Source organism: Actinomadura meridiana (assembly GCF_039537545.1).
GTDB classification, from domain to species: Bacteria; Actinomycetota; Actinomycetes; order Streptosporangiales; family Streptosporangiaceae; genus Spirillospora; species Spirillospora meridiana.
On record NZ_BAABAS010000027.1, the window covers coordinates 38,965 to 56,780 of the forward strand.

The 17,816-nt window shown below is 70.6% G+C and carries 17 protein-coding genes; 7 read left to right on the forward strand and 10 right to left on the reverse strand.

The window, feature by feature from the left end:
* Position 1: 1 nt before the first annotated feature.
* The 3 genes from ABD808_RS34065 to ABD808_RS34075 all read right to left on the reverse strand — a co-directional run bounded on the left by ABD808_RS34065 (position 2) and on the right by ABD808_RS34075 (position 2,310).
* Positions 2 to 322 carry a hypothetical protein gene (locus ABD808_RS34065; RefSeq protein WP_344906063.1) on the reverse strand — a complete coding sequence of 107 codons (321 nt, stop codon included), beginning with the start codon at positions 320 to 322 and terminating at the stop codon, positions 2 to 4.
* Complete coding sequence (locus ABD808_RS34070; protein ID WP_344906066.1) at positions 319 to 801, reverse strand: DUF948 domain-containing protein; 483 nt, start codon at positions 799 to 801, stop codon at positions 319 to 321. Before ABD808_RS34070 ends, ABD808_RS34065 begins: the two co-directional genes overlap by 4 nt.
* 129 nt (positions 802 to 930) lie before the next feature.
* Positions 931 to 2,310, reverse strand: coding sequence for a replication-associated recombination protein A (locus ABD808_RS34075; protein WP_425549010.1), 1,380 nt, complete (start codon positions 2,308 to 2,310; stop codon positions 931 to 933).
* A 95-nt stretch (positions 2,311 to 2,405) separates the two neighbouring features.
* Between ABD808_RS34075 and ABD808_RS34080 the strand changes: the two genes are divergently transcribed.
* The 4 genes from ABD808_RS34080 to ABD808_RS34095 all read left to right on the forward strand — a co-directional run bounded on the left by ABD808_RS34080 (position 2,406) and on the right by ABD808_RS34095 (position 4,837).
* Positions 2,406 to 2,840, forward strand: coding sequence for a hypothetical protein (locus tag ABD808_RS34080; RefSeq protein ID WP_344906069.1), 435 nt, complete (start codon positions 2,406 to 2,408; stop codon positions 2,838 to 2,840).
* Between the two features lie 84 nt (positions 2,841 to 2,924).
* Positions 2,925 to 3,557, forward strand: a complete 633-nt coding sequence (locus ABD808_RS34085) for a thioredoxin-like domain-containing protein (protein ID WP_344906072.1) — start codon at positions 2,925 to 2,927, stop codon at positions 3,555 to 3,557.
* Positions 3,554 to 4,189, forward strand: coding sequence for a DUF305 domain-containing protein (locus ABD808_RS34090; protein ID WP_344906075.1), 636 nt, complete (start codon positions 3,554 to 3,556; stop codon positions 4,187 to 4,189). The genes ABD808_RS34085 and ABD808_RS34090 overlap by 4 nt, the downstream gene beginning before the upstream one ends.
* Positions 4,190 to 4,276: 87 nt before the next feature.
* Positions 4,277 to 4,837 carry a TIGR03086 family metal-binding protein gene (locus ABD808_RS34095; protein ID WP_344906078.1) on the forward strand — a complete coding sequence of 187 codons (561 nt, stop codon included), beginning with the start codon at positions 4,277 to 4,279 and terminating at the stop codon, positions 4,835 to 4,837.
* A gap of 34 nt (positions 4,838 to 4,871) precedes the next feature.
* On the opposite strand, the gene ABD808_RS34100 is transcribed toward ABD808_RS34095, so the two are convergent.
* Complete coding sequence (locus tag ABD808_RS34100) at positions 4,872 to 6,107, reverse strand: DUF349 domain-containing protein (RefSeq protein WP_344906081.1); 1,236 nt, start codon at positions 6,105 to 6,107, stop codon at positions 4,872 to 4,874.
* A gap of 72 nt (positions 6,108 to 6,179) precedes the next feature.
* On the reverse strand, positions 6,180 to 6,944 hold the full coding sequence (locus ABD808_RS34105; RefSeq protein ID WP_344906084.1) for a peptidylprolyl isomerase: 765 nt from the start codon (positions 6,942 to 6,944) through the stop codon (positions 6,180 to 6,182).
* 197 nt (positions 6,945 to 7,141) lie between these two features.
* Between ABD808_RS34105 and ABD808_RS34110 the strand changes: the two genes are divergently transcribed.
* Genes ABD808_RS34110 through aspS form a run of 3 tightly spaced genes read left to right on the forward strand, consistent with a single transcriptional unit; the run spans position 7,142 to position 10,942 of the window.
* Entirely contained in the window at positions 7,142 to 7,882 is a 741-nt protein-coding gene (locus ABD808_RS34110; RefSeq protein ID WP_344906087.1) for an MBL fold metallo-hydrolase, read from the forward strand.
* A 13-nt stretch (positions 7,883 to 7,895) separates the two neighbouring features.
* The gene (hisS, locus tag ABD808_RS34115; protein ID WP_344906090.1) at positions 7,896 to 9,176 is read left to right on the forward strand and encodes a histidine--tRNA ligase; all 1,281 of its coding nucleotides are present in this window, start codon (positions 7,896 to 7,898) and stop codon (positions 9,174 to 9,176) included.
* Positions 9,173 to 10,942, forward strand: coding sequence for an aspartate--tRNA ligase (gene aspS, locus ABD808_RS34120; protein ID WP_344906093.1), 1,770 nt, complete (start codon positions 9,173 to 9,175; stop codon positions 10,940 to 10,942). The genes hisS and aspS overlap by 4 nt, the downstream gene beginning before the upstream one ends.
* 30 nt (positions 10,943 to 10,972) lie before the next feature.
* Here the strand turns inward: aspS and ABD808_RS34125 are convergent, their stop codons facing one another.
* The 5 genes from ABD808_RS34125 to yajC all read right to left on the reverse strand — a co-directional run bounded on the left by ABD808_RS34125 (position 10,973) and on the right by yajC (position 17,712).
* Positions 10,973 to 13,147, reverse strand: coding sequence for a RelA/SpoT family protein (locus ABD808_RS34125; protein WP_344906313.1), 2,175 nt, complete (start codon positions 13,145 to 13,147; stop codon positions 10,973 to 10,975).
* Positions 13,148 to 13,524: 377 nt separating this feature from the next.
* Positions 13,525 to 14,049, reverse strand: coding sequence for an adenine phosphoribosyltransferase (locus ABD808_RS34130; protein ID WP_344906096.1), 525 nt, complete (start codon positions 14,047 to 14,049; stop codon positions 13,525 to 13,527).
* A 62-nt stretch (positions 14,050 to 14,111) separates the two neighbouring features.
* Positions 14,112 to 15,323 (reverse strand): protein translocase subunit SecF, encoded by a 1,212-nt coding sequence (secF, locus tag ABD808_RS34135; protein WP_344906099.1) that lies wholly within the window; start codon positions 15,321 to 15,323, stop codon positions 14,112 to 14,114.
* Positions 15,324 to 15,327: 4 nt separating this feature from the next.
* Positions 15,328 to 17,148, reverse strand: coding sequence for a protein translocase subunit SecD (secD, locus tag ABD808_RS34140; protein WP_344906103.1), 1,821 nt, complete (start codon positions 17,146 to 17,148; stop codon positions 15,328 to 15,330).
* 42 nt (positions 17,149 to 17,190) lie between these two features.
* A complete protein-coding gene (gene yajC / locus ABD808_RS34145) occupies positions 17,191 to 17,712 on the reverse strand; it encodes a preprotein translocase subunit YajC (protein ID WP_344906106.1) in 522 nt (173 codons plus the stop codon).
* Between the last annotated feature and the right edge of the window lie 104 nt (positions 17,713 to 17,816).

Here is a 17,816-nt window from a genome sequence, read left to right on the forward strand (position 1 = left end):
ATCAGTGGCCATCCTTGTCGTCGTCGATGTCGTTGATGATCGTGTACCGCGCCCGGAGGACGCGGGACGGCGCGGCGTCCGGCGGGGCCTGGTCCGTGCGGACGGCCTCGCGCAGCTCCTCCTCGCGGGCGTGCATCTCCGTACGCACGTCCGAGACGAAATGCCTCAGTCGTTCGCCCGCCCCCTGCCCGCCCGCCACCGCCCGCGCCGCGACGCCGTCCGGGGACCAGCTGCGCGTGAACCGCACGACGCGGCGCTTGACGCGGTGCGAGACGTAGACCCCGGCGCCCGCGCCGACCGAGAGCCAGAACAGGCGCCTCATCGGCGTCCCCGGCCCGAGGACCTGGCGGGCAGCTCCTTGCGCGCCGTCTTGGAGCGCCCGTTGCGGCCCCCCTGTTCGGCGCGGTCGGCGGCGCGGTCGCCGGTGCGGTCGCCGGTGCGGTCGTCGGCGTCGTCGCGGTTGCCGAGGGCCTTGCGGACGCCGTAGGAGAACGCGGCGGCCTTCACCAGCGGCCCGCCCACCACCGACGACATCACCGTCGTGACGGCCGAGACGTTCTGGGTGACGCCCGCGACCTGCTTGGTGACGGCCTCGGTGCGGCCGAGCTGCTCGTTGGCGCGTCGCACCGTCCGGCTCATGTCGTCCAGCAGCGGGCCGGCCTGGTCGCCGAACTCGCGGACGACGTCGCCGGCCTCGCGCAGGAGGCGGGCGAGCCTCAGCAGGGTGAGCGCGATGACCGTGACGAGCACCGCCCAGAACACGGCCACGATGAGACCAGCGAGCTGTCCACCAGTGAGCATTGAGCTTTCCGTTCGTGCGAGCCCGGCCCCGCCTTCACCATCGGTCCTCGTGATCGGGCCGGGACCTGGCCAGACCGACCTTACCGGTCCGCCCGCCCGCTCCGTGGGAGCACGGTGGAGCAAGATCCATCAGCGGTCCCGCAGGACGGACCTGATCCGCGCGAGCACCTCGGTGAACCGCGACTCGGCGCCGTGCCGGGTCGGCCGATAGTACTCCCGTCCGTCGACCGGGTCGGGGGCGTACTGCTGTTTCACCACTCCACCGGGGTGGTTGTGCGCGTACTTGTAGCCCTCCCCGTGCCCGATCTTCGCGGCGCCCTTGTAGTGCGCGTCGCGCAGATGCCCGGGGACGGGCCCGACGAGGCCCTTGCGGACGTCGCCGAGCGCCTCGTCCACCGCGACGATCACCGCGTTGGACTTGGGGGCCAGCGACAGGTGGATGACCGCCTGCGCGAGGTTGATGCGCGCCTCGGGCAGGCCGACGAACTCGACCGCCTGCGCCGCCGCGACCGCCGTCTGGAGCGCGGTCGGGTCGGCCATGCCGACGTCCTCGCTGGCGTGCACGATCAGCCGCCGGGCGATGAACCGGGGGTCCTCCCCGGCCTCGATCATGCGAGCCAGGTAGTGCAGCGCGGCGTCGGCGTCGCTGCCGCGGATGCTCTTGACGAACGCGCTGATGACGTCGTAGTGCTGGTCGCCCTCGCGGTCGTAGCGGACGGCGGCCCGGTCGACGGCCCGTTCCAGCACGGCCGCGTCGATCACGCCGCCGTCGTCGACGACCAGCGACGCGGCCTCCAGGTAGGTGAGGGCGCGGCGGGCGTCGCCGCCCGCGAGCCGGATCAGGTGATCTTCGGCGGCGGGGTCGAGGGTCGCCGTCCCGTCCAGCCCGCGCTCGTCGGTGAGCGCGCGGTGGACGACCTCGCGCAGGTCGTCGTCGCCGAGGGGCTCCAGGGTGAGCAGTAGCGAGCGCGACAGCAGCGGGCTGATGACGGAGAAGAACGGGTTCTCGGTGGTGGCGCCGATGAAGGAGACCCAGCGGTTCTCCACAGCGGGGAGCAGGGCGTCCTGCTGGGCCTTGTTGAAGCGGTGGACCTCGTCGACGAACAGGACCGTCTGCCGCCCGGTCATGCCCAGCTCGCGCCGGGCCAGGTCGATCTCGGCGCGGACCCGTTTGACGCCGTCGCTGACCGCGGAGACCTCCACGAACCGGCGGGACGTGACCTGGCTGACGACGGTGGCGAGGGTCGTCTTGCCCGTGCCCGGCGGGCCCCACAGGACGAGCGACATGGGCACGTCGCGGTCGACGAGCTGCCGGATCGGGGTGCCGGGGCCGAGGAGATGGGCCTGGCCGACGACCTCGTCCAACGCCCGCGGACGCATCCGCACGGCGAGCGGTTTCGGCCCTCCGCCGCCGGGCGCGGGCGCGGCGGGCGGGGCCGCTCTCCCGGTCTCCCGGCCTGGTGCGTCGAAAAGGCCTTCCGGCTCGCCCGATTCCGCCCCGCTGGTCACGCTCCGACACTATCTCGGGGCAGGGACATCGCCGGACCGGGGAACCTGACGCCGCCGTCCCGCGTTGGAACTGCGCGAAACGTACGAGCAGGAGCGTGATGGTGCCCTCAAAGCGGCGGAACGGCCCGGCCGGGCTGCTCATCGCGCTGTTCGTCGTGGGCGGGCTGATCTTCAGCTACGGGCTGGGGCACGGCCCGCCCGACCGGGTGTGCACCGAGCACTCGATGAGCGCGCCCGTACCGGCCGCGCCCCCGCCAACGGGCACCAACACCCCCGAACCGGGCGTTTCACTGCTCCACGGCCTTCACAGGGCCGCTGACGCCACGCTGACACCGGAGAAGCACCGGGTGCCGATGGACGCCTGCCTGTGCGTGGCCGCCCTGTTCACCCTCGTCCTGCTCGGCCTGGCGGCGATCCTGCGCCGTCCCGCCGCGCGCCTGCCCGCCCGCCTCGGCTGGACGCTCGTCCCGGCCGCCGGGCGCACGTCCAGCCCCCTGTTCCGTCCCGCCCTCCAGGTGCTCCGGCTGTAACGGACACGTGGCCACGCCGTACCCGCGATCACGCCGTACGGCGCGGCTCTCATGTCCACAGTCACATCGCCCTGAGAGGCCCGCATGTCCAAGAGCACCCGTAACAAGAACGCCCGTAGCGCGGACGTCCGCAAGAACGCCCGCAAGAACGCGCTCACCGAGCGCGAGACGCCGTGGGGAGCCATCGCCTTCTTCACCGTCGTCGCCGTGGTCGCGGTCGTGGCCGTCGGCTACGCCTTCCTCCAGTCCAGGCCGTCGTCCGCCGACGGCGCCGCGTCCATCCCCGGCCTGGTCACCAAGGACGGCCTGGGCCGTGACCACACCCAGGGTGCCGTCAAGTACGCCACCGACCCGCCGATGGGCGGCGACCACGACCCCGTCTGGCAGAACTGCGACGGCCGCGTCTACGACGCGCCGCTGCGCAACGAGAACGCCGTCCACTCGCTGGAGCACGGCGCCGTGTGGATCACTTATCGTCCCGGCCTCGCCGCCGCCGAGGTCAACGCCCTCAAGGCCAAGGTCGGCAACACCGACTACACGCTGATGAGCCCGTACCCGTCGTTGACCTCCCCGATCGTGCTCAGTGCGTGGGGCAGGCAACTCAAGATCGACAAGGCCTCCGACCCGCGCGTCGACAAGTTCCTGAAGGCCTTCGTGAAGGGCCCGCAGACGCCGGAACCCGGCGCCCCCTGCGACGGCTCCAAGGACACCCCGTGACCGCCGAGCCAGCGCGAGGACGAAAGGTCACCATCGTCCTCGCGGCGGTCGTCCTCCTCACCGGCGTGGCCCTCGTAGCGCTGACCGCGTTCCGATCGAGCGACCCGGGAACGAACGACCCGGAGGCCGGTTTCGCCCGCGACATGAGCACCCACCATGCCCAGGCGGTCCGGATGTCGTTCATCGTCCGGGACCGCACCGACGACCCCGCCGTCCGCCTCCTCGCCTACGACATCATCAACACCCAGTCCGCGCAGATCGGCATGATGACGGCCTGGCTGGACGAGTGGGGCCTGCCCAAGACCGATCCCGCGGGCCCGATGCGGTGGATGTCGGGCCATGCCGGGCACCAGGGCCCCGGAGCCGCGGGCCCCGGAGCCGCGATGCCCGGCATGGCGACCCGCGCGCAGCTCGCCGACCTGGAGAAGGCGTCCGGCCGCGCCGCCGAGGTCCTGTACCTGCGCCTGATGATCGCCCACCACCGGGGCGGCGTCGGCATGGCCGAGGCGGTCCTCACCCGCACCGGGCACGACCGGGTCCGCCGCCTCGCCCGCACGATGGTGGACGGCCAGCGCGCCGAGATCACACAGATGAACGGGATGCTCCGGCAACGCGGCAGCCCCACGGTCTGAGGAAGGCGCCCTGGGCGGGGCGCCCGAGCGAGGCGACTCTGGCGATAACGCTTGACAGGGCGATCGGATCGCGCGTCACTGACCACCATGGCTCAGAACCTCAACGGCTACCACCGGGCCCTCGACCTGTTCGAGGGCCTGGTCGCCGGAGTCTCCCGGGACGGCTGGGACGCGCCGTCGCCCTGCGAGGGCTGGACCGCCCGGGACGTCGCCGGACATGTGACCGGCGGCCAGCACATGATCCGAGCCCTGGCCGCCGGCACCCCCCGCCCCGACACGAACAAGGACCCGGCCCGCTTCGTCCCCGGCGACGTCCTGCCGAGCTGGCAGAAGGCGCGCAAGGAATGCACGGCGGCCCTCACCGGCGACGCCCTGACCGCTCTCATCCCCTTCGGCCGCCTGGGCGAACTGCCGCTGTGCACCTTCCTTGAGGGCTACATCCTGGAACCGCTCGTCCACGCCTGGGACCTGGCGCAGGCGACGGCCCAACCGTCCCGCCTGGACCCGGACCTGGTCCACCACGCCTTCGCCACCGCCCAGGTGGTAGCGGCCCCGCTCCGCGCCCGAGGCCACCTGGCCGCGCCTTTGACCCCGCCCAAAGGCGCCAACGAACAAACCCGCCTACTGGCCTTCTTGGGCCGCGCCTGACCCACCCCCGGCGGGGGCCGGGGTCAGGGGGTGGTTACGAGAACTCCGTGAGGGTTCGTTCGGCCTCTTCCAGCCAGGCCTTTCGGGCGCTCAGGGCGTCTTCGGCGTCCTTGATGTCCTTCTCGCGGGCGGCGTCGCGGGCCTTGGCCAGGCGCTTCTCCAGCTGGTCGATGGAGCTGCGGAGCTGGGTCACCGTCGCCTCGGCGCGGGCGCGAGCCTCGGGGTTGGTGCGGCGCCACTCGTTCTCCTCGGCGCCGCGGACGGTCTCCTCGATCTTGCGGAGGCGGCCTTCCAGGCGGTCGCGCTGGTCGCGGGGGACCATTCCGGCGGCCTCCCAGCGTTCCTGGATGCCGCGCAGCGACTGGCGGGCCTGGCGGACGTCCCTGACGGGCAGGAGGCGCTCGGCCTCGGCGAGGAGCTTCTCCTTCTCCTCGGCGTTGCCGCGGAACTCGGCGTCGCGCTCGGCGAACGCGGCACCGCGGGCCTGGAAGAAGACGTCCTGGGCACCCTTGAAGCGGGTCCACAGGTCTTCTTCGACCTCGCGGGAGGCGCGGCCCGCCGTCTTCCAGCGGCGCATCAGGTCGCGGTAGGCGGCGGCCGTCTCGCCCCAGTCGGTGGAGCCCGAGAGCGCCTCGGCCTCGGTGACCAGGCGCTCCTTCTCGCGGCGGGACTCGTCGCGCTGGTCGTCGAGGGTGGCGAAGTAGGCCTTGCGGCGCTTGGTGAAGGCGTTGCGCGCGGAGGACAGCCGCTTCCACAGGGAGGTCTCGGTGGGGCGGTCGATGCGGTCGGCGGCCTTCCACTCCTCGACGAGCTGGCGCAGCCGCTCACCGCCGTTCTTCCAGTGGGTCTCCTCGACCGCGATCCGCTCGGCCTCGGCGACGATCCGCTCCTTGACCTCGCGGGCCTCGTTGCGGTGCTGCTCGCGCTGCGCCTTCACCTCCTCGCGGCGCCGCCCGACCTGCTCGGTCAGGCCGTCCAGGCGGCGGCCGAGCGCGTCGAGGTCGCCGACGGCGTGCGCCTCGGCGACGGCCTCGCGGAGCCGCTCGATGCTCTGCTGGGCCTGGGCGGGCTGCAGATCGGTGGTGCGGACGCGCTGTTCGAGCAGGCCGATCTCGGTGCGGAGCGAGTCGTACTTGCGCTTGAAGTAGTCCAGGGCCTCTTCGGGGGCGCCCGCCTGCCAGGACCCGACGACCCGCTCGCCGCCGGACGTCCTGACATAGACGGTGCCGTCCTCGTCCACCCGGCCCCAGGGATCGGTCGCGCTGGACACCCTTGCCTCCTGAATCGCGAATCCGAACGACCTACGCCCTCCGGATTCTTCACACCTTAGTATCCCGTTCGCCTATTTCCCGGCGATCGCGACGTCCTGGATCTCTACCGTCTTTTTCGGCTTGCCGTCGCCCTCGGGGCGCCCCTTCTCCGGCGTGATCCCGTCGTCGGCGATCTTCTTCACCACATCCAGGCCCTTGGTGATTTTTCCGAACACCGTGTAGTCGGGCGGAAGCTGCGAGTCCTTGTACACCACGAAGAACTGGCTGCCGTTGGAGTCGGGCGCGTCGCTGTGCGCCATGGCCAGCGTGCCCTCGGTGTAGGTGGCCGCCGAGGTGTTCTCGTTGGCGAACTGGTAGCCGGGACCGCCCTTGCCCGTGCCGGTGGGGTCGCCGCATTGCAGGACGTTCAGGCCGCCACTCGTGAGCCGGTGGCACGGGGACTTGTCATAGAAGTTCTTCTGCGCCAGGTACGCGAAGGAGTTGACCGTGCAGGGCGCCTTCGCGCCGAACAACTGCGCCTCCACGTCGCCGCGGTTGGTCTTGAGCGTCGCCTGGACGGTGCCCGTGTGGGCGGGCTTGCCCGGAGGCCTGCCGACGCCCTGCGGGGCGCCTCCCGTCGCCGCGGTCTTGTAGTCGCACTTCGGGCCGGCGGCCGTGGACTCCTCGTCGCCGGTGACGACCATGAACACGCCGCCGCCCGCGGCGACGACCGCCACCGCGGCGGCCGAGCCGATGATCTTGAGTCGGCGCGCCCTGGCCGCCTCCTGTGCCCGCCGCTGCTGCTGGCGCTCGTAACGTTGCCGCGCGAGCTCCTTCTTGCGGTCCTTCCCCGCCACGTGCCGCACCTCTCGATGTGATCAGATGAACGTGGAGCGCATAGTAGCGGCACCCGCCACCAAAAGCGCCTTCACTTTCAGGGAGCGCTTTCCGGCCGGGCACGCGACACGGCGACCGCTATCTCGTTCGCGGAGCCAACTGCCGCGCCGGTACCCTCGGACTCGCCCACCCGAGATGGTTCGAAGGAAGGACGACCGTGCTCGTCGCCGGGTTCCCCGCCGGGTCATTGGCCGCGAACTGTTACATCGTGGCGCCCGCGGCGGGTGAGGAGTGCGTCATCATCGACCCCGGCCAGAACGCCGAGGCCGGGATCGACGAGATTCTGCGCGAGCATCGGCTGAAGCCGGTCGCGGCGCTGCTGACGCACGGCCATCTCGATCACGTCTGGTCGGTGGCGCCGGTGTGCGGCGCGAAGGACGTCCCCGCCTACATCCATCCGGACGATCGGGAGCTGCTCACCGATCCGGCGAAGGGGCTGTCGCTCGCCGCCGGGCAGCAGCTCCTCGGCGGTCTGACGCTGACCGAGCCGGACGACGTGCGGGAACTGGCCGACGGTTCGGTGCTGGAGCTGGCGGGGCTGAGCTTCACCGTCGACCACGCGCCGGGCCACACGCCCGGGTCGGTGACGTTCCGGACCCCGAAGACGCGGGAGATACCGGACGTGATGTTCACCGGCGACCTGCTGTTCGCCGGGTCCATCGGACGCACCGACCTGCCGGGCGGATCGTACGAGGAGATCCTCGCGAGCCTGGCCCGGGTGTGCCTCACGCTGCCCGACGAAACGGCCGTCCTTCCCGGCCATGGCGACCAGACCACAATCGGCCGTGAGCGGACAACCAATCCGTTCCTCACCGGGATTTTGCCGGGGGGTTCAGGGGGGTCGTGCCCCCTGAACGACCCGCTACTTCCGGCGGACGGGCCCAACAAGGGATTTTGAGCCTAAAGAGACCATGAGTTCGAGTTTTCAGGCCCCCAAGGGGGTCAGTGAATACGTTCCGCCGCGCGCGGACCTCTTCTACGCCGTCCGCGAGGCGTTCGCCGAACAGGCGCGGCTGGCGGGTTACGGCTACCTGGAGTTGGCCGTCTTCGAAGACACCAATCTGTTCAAACGCGGTGTCGGCGAGTCGACGGACGTCGTGTCCAAGGAGATGTACACGTTCGAGGACCGGGGCGGCCGGTCGCTGACGTTGCGTCCCGAGTTCACCGCGAGCGTGCTGCGGTCCGTCCTGGAGAACAGTCTGCACAAGGGCGCGCTGCCCGTGAAGGTGTGGACGACGGGCCCCGCGTTCCGCGCCGAACGCCCGCAGCAGGGCCGCTACCGGCAGTTCTACCAACTCGACCTGGAGGCGATCGGCAGCGAGGACCCGCGGGTCGACGCCGAGACGATCGCGATCGCGTGGAACTGGTACCGGTCGCTCGGGCTGACGCGGGTGCGGCTGCTGCTGAACTCGCTCGGCTGCCGCGAGTGCCGTCCCGCCTACCGGGCCCTCCTCCAGGATTTCCTTCGCGGCCTGGATCTTGACGAGGGCACCCGCGCCCGCGTCGAGATCAACCCGCTGCGGGTGCTGGACGACAAGCGTCCCCAGGTGCGGGCCCAACTCGCGGGCGCCCCGCTGATGGCCGACCACCTGTGCCCGGAGTGCAAGGCGTACCACGACCGGGTCCGCGAGCTGCTCGCCGACCTCGGCATCGAGTGGGAGGACACGCCCACCCTCGTCCGCGGCCTCGACTACTACACCCGGACGACCTACGAGTTCGACCACCCGCTGCTCGGCGCGCAGTCCGGGATCGGCGGCGGCGGACGCTACGACGGGCTCTCGGAGGACATCGGCGGCCCGCCGCTGCCCGGCATCGGGTTCGGCCTCGGCCTCGACCGCACGCTCCTCGCCCTGGACGCCGAGGCGCGGGAGGCGGGCGGCGCCCCGCCGCCGGTCGCGCCGCGCTGTGAGGTGTTCGCGGTCCCGCTCGGCGACGCCGCGGAACGTCGCCTGTTCACGCTGGTCGACGAGCTGCGCCGGGCCGGGATCGCCGCCGACATGACCTTCGGCGGCAAGCGGCTGAAGGGCGCCATGAAGGACGCCGACCGGTCCGGCGCCCGGTACGCCGTGATCCTCGGGGAGCGAGATATCGCGGACGGCGTCGCCCAGGTCAAGGATCTGACCGCGGGCGAGCAGACCGCCGTCCCGCTCACCGCCATCATCACGACGTTGAAGGAAAGGCTCGCACAATGATCCGCTCGCACGAGGCGGGGACGCTCCGCAAGGAGCACGCCGGACAGCAGGTAACGCTGGCCGGCTGGGTCGGACGCCGCCGCGACCACGGCGGCGTCACGTTCATCGACCTGCGCGACGCGTCCGGCACCGCGCAGGTCGTGTTCAGGGAAGAGGACACCGCGCACGACCTGCGCTCGGAGTTCTGCGTCAAGATCGTCGGGGAGGTCCGCGTCCGGCCGGAGGGCAACGAGAACGCGGAACTGCCCACCGGTGACGTCGAGGTCGCCGCCACCGACATCGAGGTGCTGTCGGACGCCGCGCCGCTGCCGTTCCCCATCGAGGGGGACGTCAACGTCAACGAGGAGATCCGGCTCAAGTACCGGTACCTGGACCTGCGCCGCGACAACGTCGCGCGGGCCATGCGCATCCGTTCCGAGGCGTCGTTCCTGACGCACGAGGTGATGCGCGAGCTCCGGTTCGTCAACGTCGAGACCCCGACGCTGACCCGGTCGACGCCGGAGGGCGCCCGCGACTTCCTCGTTCCCGTCCGGCTCCAGCCGGGCCACTGGTACGCGCTGCCGCAGTCGCCGCAGCTGTTCAAGCAGCTGCTGATGGTCGGCGGGCTTGAGCGCTACTACCAGATCGCGCGCTGCTACCGCGACGAGGACTTCCGCGCCGACCGGCAGCCCGAGTTCACCCAGATCGACATCGAGATGTCGTTCTGCGACCAGGACGACGTCCTCACGGTCGGCGAAACCCTCGTCGCGCGGCTGTGGAAGGAGATCGCCGGGTACGAGATCCCCCGCCCGATCCCCCACATCACCTACGCCGACGCGATGTCCCGGTTCGGCTCCGACAAGCCCGACCTGCGGTTCGGCGTCGAGCTGACCGACATGACCGAGTACTTCGCCGGGACGTCGTTCCGCGTGTTCCAGGCACCCTACGTCGGCGCCGTCGTGATGCCGGGCGGCGCGGCCCAGACCCGCAAGGAGCTGGACGCCTGGCAGGACTGGGCGAAGTCCCGGGGCGCCCGCGGCCTCGCCTACGTGCTCGTCCAGGAGGATGGAACGCTCGGAGGCCCCGTCGCCAAGAACCTGTCCGACACCGAGAAGGCGGGCCTCGCCGCGAAGGCCGGCGCGGAGCCCGGCGACGCGATCTTCTTCGGGGCGGGAAAGCGGCACGGCACGCAGGAGTTGCTCGGCGCCGCCCGGCTGGAGATCGGCCGCCGCCGCGACCTGATCGACGAGTCGGCCTGGAAGTTCGTGTGGGTCGTCGACGCGCCGATCTTCGAGCCCGTCGAGGACGACAACGGCGAGCGGATCGGCTGGACGTCCGTGCACCACCCGTTCACGGCGCCGAAGCCCGAGTTCGCCGACACCTTCCAGGACGACCCGGGCGGCGCGCTCGCCAACGCCTACGACCTCGTCCTGAACGGCAACGAGATCGGCGGCGGGTCCCTGCGTATCCACCGCGCGGAGATGCAGCAGCGGGTGTTCGACGTGCTCGGCATGTCGAAGCAGGAGGCCGAGTCGAAGTTCGGGTTCCTGCTGGAGGCGTTCAAGTTCGGGCCGCCACCGCACGGCGGCATCGCGTTCGGCTGGGACCGGACGGTCATGCTCCTCGCCGGGCACGACTCGATCCGCGACGTGATCGCGTTCCCGAAGGCGGCGTCCGCCTACGACCCGTTGACGGGCGCGCCGACGCCGATCACGCCGGAGCAGCGCGCCGAGGCGGGCGTAGACGCGACCCCCGAGCACGACGCCGACGAGACCGCCGAGAACTGATCGGCCGCAAGGATCAGGCGGCGCCGCCCGTTACCGGGTGGCGCCGCTGGTCGTCCGGTAGACGTCGTACACGCCGTCTATGGACCGGACCGCCTTCAGCACGTGCCCGAGGTGCTTCGGGTCGCCCATCTCGAACGTGAACCGGGACACCGCCACCCGGTCGCGGGTCGTGGTGACCGACGCCGACAGGATGTTGACGTGCTGGTCGGACAGGACGCGCGTCACGTCCGACAGCAGCCGGGGGCGGTCGAGCGCCTCGACCTGGATCGCGACGAGGAACACCGACTCCTCACCCGGGGACCAGGTGACGTCGATGAGCCGGTCGGGCTGCGACTTCAGGCTCGCGACGTTGGAGCAGTCGGCGCGGTGCACCGACACGCCGTGGCCGCGCGTCACGAACCCGACGATGTCGTCGCCGGGGACGGGCGTGCAGCACCGCGACAGGCGCACCCACACGTCGGGGTCGTCGGCGACGACGACGCCCGGGTCGCCCGCCGGACGGCCCCGCTTGCGGCGCGTCGGCAACGCGATCTCGGCGAGGTCCTCGGCGGCGCTCTCCACGCCGCCGAGCGCCTCCACGACCTTCTGCACGACATGCTGCGCCGACACCTGGCTCTCGCCGACGGCCGCGTACAGCGACGACACGTCGGGATAGCGCAGGTCTCGGGCGACGGCGAGGAGCGCCTCGCCGGACATCATCCGCTGGAGCGGCATGTTCTGCTTGCGCATCGCGCGGGCGATGGCGTCCTTGCCGGACTCGATCGCGGTGTCGCGGCGCTCCTTGGAGAACCAGTGCTTGATCTTGTTGCGGGCGCGGGCGCTCTTGACGAAGCCGAGCCAGTCGCGGCTCGGGCCCGCGTCCTGCGACTTGGAGGTGAAGACCTCGACGGTGTCGCCGTTGTCGAGGGTCGATTCGAGGGGGACGAGCCGCCCGTTCACACGGGCGCCGATACATCGGTGCCCGACCTCGGTGTGGATGGCGTACGCGAAGTCGACGGGCGTGGCCCCCTGCGGCAACGCGATCACGTCGCCCTTCGGGGTGAACACGAACACCTCGGACACCGACAGGTCGAACCGCAGCGACTCCAGGAACTCGGCGGGGTCGGCGGTCTCCTTCTGCCAGTCGAGGAGCTGGCGGAGCCACTGCATGTCGCCGGCCTTGCGGCCGCCGACCGTCTCCTCCTTGTACTTCCAGTGCGCGGCGACGCCGTACTCGGCGCGGCGGTGCATGCCCCAGGTGCGGATCTGCAACTCGACGGGCTTGCCCTCCGGGCCGATCACCGTCGTGTGCAGCGACTGGTACATGTTGAACTTCGGCATCGCGATGTAGTCCTTGAACCGGCCGGGGACCGGGTTCCACCGCGCGTGGATCGTGCCGAGGGCCGCGTAGCAGTCGCGGACGCTGTCGACCAGGACCCGGATGCCGACCAGGTCGTAGATGTCGTCGAACGAGACGTCCCGCGCGATCATCTTCTGGTAGATCGAGTAGTAGTGCTTCGGCCGACCTGTCACGGTGGCCTTGATCCGGGCCTCGCGCAGGTCGGTGGAGACGTTCTCGATCACTTCCTGGAGGTACACGTCGCGGCGCGGGGCGCGCTCGGACACCAGCCGGGCGATCTCGTCGAACCGCTTCGGGTACATCGTCGCGAACGCGAGGTCCTCAAGCTCCCATTTCAGGGTGTTCATGCCGAGGCGGTGGGCGAGCGGCGCGAACACCTCCAGGGTCTCGCGGGCCTTCTTCTCCTGCTTGTGGCGCGGCATGTAGCGCAGCGTCCGCATGTTGTGCAGCCGGTCACCGAGCTTGATCACCAGGACGCGGATGTCGCGGGACATCGCCACGACCATCTTGCGGACGGTCTCGGCCTCCGCGGCCTCCCCGTACTTGACCTTGTCGAGCTTGGTGACGCCGTCGACCAGGGCGCCGATCTCGTCGCCGAAGTCGGTCTTGAGCTGCTCGAGGGTGTAGTCGGTGTCCTCGACGGTGTCGTGCAGCAGCGCCGCGCAGAGCGTCTCGGTGTTCATACCGAGTTCGGCGAGGATGGTGGCGACGGCCAGCGGATGCGTGATGTACGGGTCGCCGCTCTTGCGCTTCTGGTTGCGGTGATGGTGCGCGGCCACATCGTAGGCGCGCTCGATCAGCCGCAGGTCCGCCTTGGGGTGGGTGTTGCGGACGGTCTTGATCAGTGGTTCCAGTACCGGGTTCATAGTGGGGCCGCGCTGGGCGCCCAACCTGGCGAGCCTACGGCGCACCCGGGCGGCAGACGGTGGAATCGTGGCCGGCGTGGGCCTGGACGGGACGGCGGCGGGCTCGGCCTCGGACTCGGCCGGGTCCGCCGGTGGGCCCGACCCCTGCGACGGGCCGGGGGCGCGCCGTGGGTCGGTGCCCTCGGGGGGCGGGGCGGGCTGTTCGGGGACCTCGGCGGGCCGGGACTGCGCAGCGTCGTTCACCGCGTCGGTCGATACCACCTCACCGGGCACCCAGCCTCCTTGGTCTGTGCGGGCGCGCACTCCGGCGTCCAGCGGGATGCGCCCGTTCCCCACCGGGCCCTGATGGCGCCAGTGTATCCGGCGCCCATTCGGTACTAGACCGTAACCAGCGAGTGGACGTCCAGATTCCCCAGCTTGTCGCGCCCCTGGAGGAACGACAGTTCGAGAAGGACGGACAGCCCGACGACCTCGCCACCGCCCCTGCGGACGAGCCCGGCGGCGGCCGCGGCCGTCCCGCCGGTGGCGAGAACATCGTCGACGATCAGAACCCGGTCGCCCGGTTGGAAGGCGTCCAGATGGATCTCGATGGTCTCGGTCCCGTACTCGAGATCATAGGTCTCCTCGTGGGTCCGCGAGGGCAGCTTTCCCTTTTTGCGCACCGGGACGAAGCCCGCGCCGAAGTGGTAGGCGACGGGAGCGGCGAGGATGAAGCCACGGGCCTCGATCCCGACGATCTTGTCGATGGTGCCGCGGCCGTAGTGGTTGACGACCGCGTCCACCACGCCCGCGAACGCGACATGGTCGGCCAGCAGGGGCGTGATGTCCTTGAAGACGACCCCCGGCTTGGGATAGTCGGCGACGTCACGGATCCGTTCCTGGATCAGCTTGCCGAGGTCCACGTCGCGCCCCCACCCGTCCTACGTGCCGCGCCTGCCACTTGCCGCCACCTACCGGCTGCCGACTACTTGCCACCACCGCGGCGCTGCTGGCGGGAGCCGCCGCGCTTCGGCTGCTGCCGCTGCCCGGTCTGCACCACCTTACGCACGGTGACGCTGCTCCGGATGTCGATGTCGTCGTTGCCGGACGCCCCGGCCGACTCGTCGCCGTCCGCGTCGTCGGCCCCGGTGTCGGCGTCATCCGGTGCGTCGCCGCCGCGCGGACCGCCCGCCCCGGCCTTCACCCTGGCGGACTTGGCCTTGCCGGACTGACGCTTGGAGCTCTGGTCGCGCCGGGCGATGTTCTCGCGGATCTGCTTGTACTTCGGCTCGCGCTCCTTGAACTGGACGAGCAGCGGCGTCGCCACACAGATCGACGAGTACGTACCGACGATCATGCCGACGAACAGGGCGAGCGACAGGTCCTTCAACGTGCCCGCGCCGAACAACGTGGTGCCGATGAACAGGATCGCACCGACCGGCAGGATCGCGACCAGCGAGGTGTTCAGGGACCGCACCAGCGTGCTGCTGAGCGCCTTGTTGGCAGCCTCGCTGTAGGTCGTCTTGGAGGACGCGTTGAGCGGCTTCGTGACCTCCTTGATCATGTCGAACACGACGACCGCGTCGTACAGCGAGTAACCGAGGATCGTCAGGAACCCGAGCAGGGTCGCCGGAGTGACCTCGAACCCGGACCACGCGTACACGCCCGCCGTGATGATCAGGTCGTGGACGAGCGCGACGACGGCGGCCACCGCCATCCGCCACTCGAACGCCATCGACAGGTAGGCGATGATCAAGATCATGAAGACGACCAGCGCCTGCCAGGCCTTCTTCTGGATCTCACCGCCCCAGGACGCGCCGACGACCTGGGTGCTGATCTTGTTGGCGGGGACGTCGAGCTCCTTGACGACGTTCGTCTTGATCTGGGTGACGCGCGCGGAGGACAGGCTCTCGGTCGTGACCCGCCAGTCGCCGCCCGCCTTCTGCACGATCACCTGGTGGGCGCCGCCGCCCGCCACGGCGCCGCGCACCTCCTCGATGGAGGCGCTGGAGTCCTTGAAGGTGAAGACCGACCCGCCCTTGAACTCCACCCCGAAGTTGAGGCCCTGGACGAGCAGCCCCGCGATGGACAGCACCAGCAGGAACCCGGAGATCCCGGCCCAGATCTTCGGCCGCCCGACGATGTCCGCGCTGATCTCGCCCCGGTAGATCCGTGAGGTGACGGCACGCAGTCCCATGGTGTCAGGCCTCCTGGCTCGTGCCGGCGGTGGCGGTGGACGGCTTCTGCGGCGCGCGGTGCAGCTTGCGCGGATCGACGCCGGACAGTGGATGGCCCCGGCCGTAGAACCGCGTCCGCGACGCCAGCGCGACCAGCGGCTTGGTGAAGAAGAACACGACGATGATGTCGATCAGCGTCGTCAGGCCCATCGCGAACGCGAATCCGGCCACGCCGCCGACCGCGAGGAAGTACAGCACGAGCGCGGCGAGGAAGGTCACGGCGTCGGCGACCAGGATGGTGCGGCGCGCCCGTTTCCAGGCCGTCTCCACCGACGGGCGCAGCCTGCGCCCGGCTCTCAGCTCGTCCCGCAACCGTTCGAAGTAGACGATGAACGAGTCGGCGGTGATGCCGATCGACACGATGAGGCCGATGATGTGCGGCAACGACAGCCGGAAGCCCATCCCCTCACCGAGGATCACCACCGCCAGGTAGGTGATCATCGAGGCGACGACCAGGCTGGACACCGCGATCAGGCCGAGGCCCCGGTAGTAGAACATGCAGTACAGGACGACGAGGCCGAGCCCGATCGCGCCCGCGATGAGGCCGCCGGTCAGCTGGTCGGAGCCGAGCGTGGACGACACCTCGTCGATGGAACTCTGCGTGAACTCCAGCGGCAGCGCCCCGTACTTCAGGACGTTGGCGAGGTCGGTCGCGTAGCGCTGGTTGAAGCTCTGGGCCGGGCCGTCGATGGTGGCGGTGCCACCGGTGATCGCGCCCTCCCTGATGCTGGGCGCGGAGACGACCTGGCCGTCCAGGACGATCGCGACCTGCGCCTGCGGGGCGTTCGGGTCCTGCTGGTAGGCGCGGTAGGCGTCGGTGGTGACCGCGCCGAACTGGCCCGCGCCCTTGCCGTCGAACTTCAGCGCCACCGACCAGCTCGCCTGTCCCTGCTGGGAGTTCGGCGGCATCGCGTTGGCCTCGTCGACGTTCTCGCCGAGCACCCGGACGGGACCGAGGATGTACTTGGCGACCTGGCCGTTCTCCTCGTCCTGGTCACAGGCGGCGACGAACGCGCGCTTGGGGTCGTTGGACCCGGGGGCGCGCCGGTCGCCCTGGTAGCAGTTGAGGGCCTCGAACTGCTTGATGACGGCCGGGTCGGTCACGCCCGCGTACTGCTGCGCGGGCGGGGTGGGCGCGCCGGACGGCGGCACCAGCGGCGACGACGGCGTCGGCTGCGCGCCCGGCGTCTTCGCCGCCCCGGACGGCGGTGGCGTCGGGGCCGTGAGGGCCCCGGACAGCGCCCGGCCGCGCGGGGTCGACGACGGCGAGGCCGTGGCGCTCTTCGAGGGCGACGTGGACTTCGACGGCGACGTGGACGGGGTCGGGCTCGCGCCCTTGTCCTTGCTCTTCGCCTTGCCGGACGGACTCGTGGACGGGACCGGCGGCGCGGCCGCCGTCGGCTTGCCCTCGGCGACCGCGAACACCTGGCGGAACTGGAGCTTCGCCGTCGTGCCGATCAGGCTGACGACGCGGCTCTGCCCCTCACCGGGGACGTTCACCACGATGTTGTTGCTGCCCTGCTTGGCGACCTCCGCGTCCGACACCCCGAGGCCGTTGACCCGCTTGGTCATGATCTTGACGGCCTGGTTCATCTGGTTCGCGGGCGGGTTCTTGCCGCTCGGCGTCTTGGCGGTGAGGGTCACCGTCGTGCCACCGGCGAGGTCGAGCCCCAGCTTCGGCTTGGTCTGGCCCTGCCAGACCGCGACGCCGGCCAGGACCAGCAGGGTTGCGAAGAGCGCGAGAAGCGTGCGCCCTGGCTTGGGAGCGTTACTGGGCGGGGCCACTTGTCGTCTTACTTCCCGTCTTGAGTCGTCACCGGCGGAGGGTCAGGCGGACGGCTTGTCCGCCGCCTTGACCTTGGTCCTCCCCTTGGACCCGGACTCCGCGTCCTCGTCGTCCCCCTGTGCCGCGCCGGTCTCGTCCGTCTCGTCCGCCGGGTCGTCGGCCTCGTCGGCCTCCGCGTCGGCGTCCTTGGACAGATCGATCCGGTCCCCCCGCTCGTCGGCCCCGTCCTCGTCCTCGTCGGCCTCGTCGTCGAGGTCCTCGGGCTCGTCGTCCTTGAGGACCTGCATGATGGCCTGGCGGAGGAAGTGCACCTCGACGCCGTCCGCGATCTCCAGCAGGACGCCGTCGTCGTCGGACTCAACGACCGTCGCGTGCATACCGCTGGTCGTCACCACCCGGGCTCCGGGCTCGATGGCGTTCTGCATCTCCATCTGCTGCTTGCGGCGCTTGCCCTGCGGCCGGATCAGCAGTAGGTAGAAGACCAGGGGCACGGCGAGGAGCAGAAGCAGGTTGAAAGCCCCACTTCCGCCCGAACCCGCCGCGAGAATCATGTCGCTGCCCATTACAGGGGCGTCCTTCCGATGTCGTTTGCCAGCCTTGTGACCGGATCGGCCACGTCCACGGGACCGCCGGCTGGAGACGGTGAACCAAGTCCCGGAGTCTAGAG